This window comes from Kitasatospora kazusensis, from assembly GCF_039529945.1.
Lineage (GTDB): Bacteria > Actinomycetota > Actinomycetes > Streptomycetales > Streptomycetaceae > Kitasatospora > Kitasatospora kazusensis.
Map to the genome: position 1 here is coordinate 1 of NZ_BAAANT010000111.1, position 2,704 is coordinate 2,704.

The 2,704-nt window shown below is 66.9% G+C and carries 3 protein-coding genes; 1 reads left to right on the top strand and 2 read right to left on the bottom strand.

Translation table 11 applies throughout. The features are described from left to right. Nucleotides 1-154: 154 nt before the first annotated feature. Nucleotides 155-697 carry a P-loop nucleotide/nucleoside kinase family protein gene (locus ABD330_RS32150; protein ID WP_344469852.1) on the top strand — a complete coding sequence of 181 codons (543 nt, stop codon included), beginning with the start codon at nucleotides 155-157 and terminating at the stop codon, nucleotides 695-697. Here the strand turns inward: ABD330_RS32150 and ABD330_RS32155 are convergent. After that, a protein-coding gene (locus tag ABD330_RS32155) for an IS5 family transposase (protein ID WP_425555725.1) occupies nucleotides 681-1,555 on the bottom strand; the annotation gives its coding sequence in 2 pieces (ribosomal slippage) (nucleotides 681-1,163 and nucleotides 1,166-1,555; 873 coding nt in all). The genes ABD330_RS32150 and ABD330_RS32155 overlap by 17 nt on opposite strands. 121 nt (nucleotides 1,556-1,676) lie before the next feature. Then, a complete protein-coding gene (locus ABD330_RS32160; RefSeq protein ID WP_344469854.1) occupies nucleotides 1,677-2,423 on the bottom strand; it encodes a hypothetical protein in 747 nt (248 codons plus the stop codon). Nucleotides 2,424-2,704: the final 281 nt, after the last annotated feature.

The following is a 2,704-nucleotide window of genomic DNA, read 5'->3' on the forward strand; positions in this document are numbered from 1 at the left end:
AGCCTCGGCTACCGCAGTCCCGCCGAGTACGAGAGCGTCCTCGCGGTCTGACCACCACACCGATGGTGTCCGTCAAAGCGGAGCAAGCTCAGAAGTGGATCTTTTCTGGCTGGCTACCGGTCAGGGGCGGGGCGTCTGGCGATAGAGTCATCGGATGGTCACGGTGCTGGTCAACGGGCTTCCTGGGGCGGGGAAGACAACGCTCGCGCGGGCCTTGGCGGCTGATATGGGTCTTCCGCTCTTCAGCAAGGACGCGGTCAAGGAGACCTTGGCGGACGCGCTGGCGGGCCTTCGGAGGCCAGAGTGTCCGGACCACGAGTGGAGCCGGATTCTGGGGGTTGCCGCTGGCGAGACCTTGTGGACGCTGCTCGGCGACGCGCGAGGCGGGGCCGTTCTGGAAAACCCCTGGTTGGCCCACATGCGGCCGATCGTGAAGGCCGGCCTACAACGCGCCGGGGTGGTCGAAGCGCGTGAGGTCTGGTGCGATGTACCGCTGAACGTAGCCCGCCGCCGGTTCGCGGATCGAATGGCTGAACGGCACCCGGTACATCCCGAGCGTCTTGGCGGCTTCGGTGGGGACTGGGAGTTGTGGTCTCGCAGTGCGGAGCCGCTCGGGCTGGGGATCGTCCACCGCGTGGACACCACCGGCCCGGTCGACGTCCAGGCGCTGGCTGCTGCCCTCATAGCCACTCGTTGATGGCCGCGACCAGCACGGTGGCCTCGTAGCGGACGGCGAGCTTGTCGAACCTCGTGGCCACCGCCCGGTGGCGCTTGAGGCGATTGATCCCGCACTCCACGGCGTGGCGCTGCTTGTAGTCGTCCTTGTCGAACTTCGGCGGCCGGCCTCCGTGGGAGCCGCGGTTCTTGCGGTTGGCGACCTGGTCGCGCTTTTCCGGGATCGTGCACCGGATATTGCGGCGGCGCAGGTAGGCGCGGTTCGCGCGGGAGCCGTATGCCTTGTCCGCACGGACCCTATCCGGCCGAGTGCGCGGGCGCCCCGGGCCGAGCCGGGGCACGCGAATGCGACCCAGGACGACCTGGAACTGTGGGGAGTCTCCGCGCTGCCCGGCCGTGATCACGAGCGACATCGGCTTCTGGGCCTGTTCGACCGCCAGGTGGATCTTGGTGGTCAGTCCACCGCGGGAGCGTCCGAGCCCGTGGTCGTCGGGCTCGGTGAAGACGCCGCCGGGCGGCTCGACCTGCAGGGCCCCCTTTTACGCGCCCCGGCCGCGTGTTGGTGGGCGCGGGCGATCGTGGAGTCGACGGAGATTTCCCAGCTGATCAGCCCCTTCGCATCGGCCCGGGCCTGGAGCTGCTCGAAGATCCGGTGCCAGGTGCCGTCGCGCTGCCAGCGGCGGAACAGACCGTACACCGTCTCCCACGGGCCATACCGTTCGGGAAGGTCGCGCCAGGGTATGCCCGTGCGCGTTCGGAACCGTATGCCGTTGATCAGCTGGCGCTTGGTGCGGACCGGCGGCCGACCGGACTTGATTCCGGTCGGCAACAACGGCTCCAGCACCGCCCACTGCGTGTCTGTCAGATCTCCCCGAGCCACGGGAGGTGATCATCCCATGACCTTGATCCACTTCTGAAACAGGCCCTAGTAGGCGCGGTCGGGGTCCTCGTCCACGCTGGCGTCGAAGCCGTGGCAGATGAGCCAGGCCGCGACGGCCGCACTATTGGGTAGGCGCCGACGTGGCGGGGGTGGCCGTCTTCACTGTCATGATCTTGTGGATCTGCGCCTGGACGATGGAGGACGGCAGCGTGGGGTTGTTCGTAACATCGTCCCCCTTCATGAAGATCAGCCGGTTGTCGCCCACTGCGGCGTAGAGGTAGACCCTCCGGTTCCTGGTTCCGGTCAGGGCACTGGTGGTGAGCTGGAAAGCGACCACGGGGGCATCGCCGGATTCGAAAGGCAGTTGCTGAACCTGCCAGTTGACCTGCCATCCGGTCGACCGGATGACGAAGGCATGACAGCCGCCGTGTACGGCGGCTTCCAGGGCCTGGAAGCGCGAGCGCACCTCACCAGGGGCATAACTGGATGCGTCGACATACGTCCGGTTCGCGAGAATATCGTTGCCGGTGATGTAGAGCCGCTCAGCCTTGGCAGTCGGCCGAGGGAGGTCTGATATCGCGGAAATGACGGGCTCACATGCCGGGGTAGCGGCTGAGGCCTCCGCCAGCATCGCTGCCGTCTGGGGATCGACGCTCGTGTCCTGCGACTCGGCAGTTGAACCGCTTGGAAGCTCCTGGGGGGAAAGGAGACTCGCGTCAAGCTGTGCCTGCGTGAGCGGTCCAGTAGTCGGCCAGACCACTGCTGGCGTTGCGGTGGCGGACGAAACTGATGCCCGGTCGGCCGCTGTTTCTGGGGGCCTGGGGGCCGCCGAACACCCTGACAGCGTTGCGGTAAGCGTCAGCGTCATCCCAGCGAGCATCTTGGCGTGCCGCCTCATACCTCGTCCCCCCACAAACCGATCTGCAGTGCGGACCGACCCTAGTGCACGTGCGGGTGAGGATTCGCGTCCTGCTATTTCGGCACCGGAACATGCAAGCTCTGGTGACGAGTCACGCTGACCAGCGCGGATGCCGACTGCGCGACGCGCCTCACTGAGCTTGCTCCGCTTTGACGGACACCATCGGTGTGGTGGTCAGACCGCGAGGACGCTCTCGTACTCGGCGGGACTGCGGTAGCCGAGGCTGCTGT

Excerpts from the sequence above, each read along its gene's own strand:
- ABD330_RS32150 (WP_344469852.1), top strand. The coding sequence starts at position 155 with ATGGTCACGGTGCTGGTCAACGGGCTTCCTGGGGCGGGGAAGACAACG.
- ABD330_RS32160 (WP_344469854.1), bottom strand. The coding sequence starts at position 2,423 with ATGACGCTGACGCTTACCGCAACGCTGTCAGGGTGTTCGGCGGCCCCC.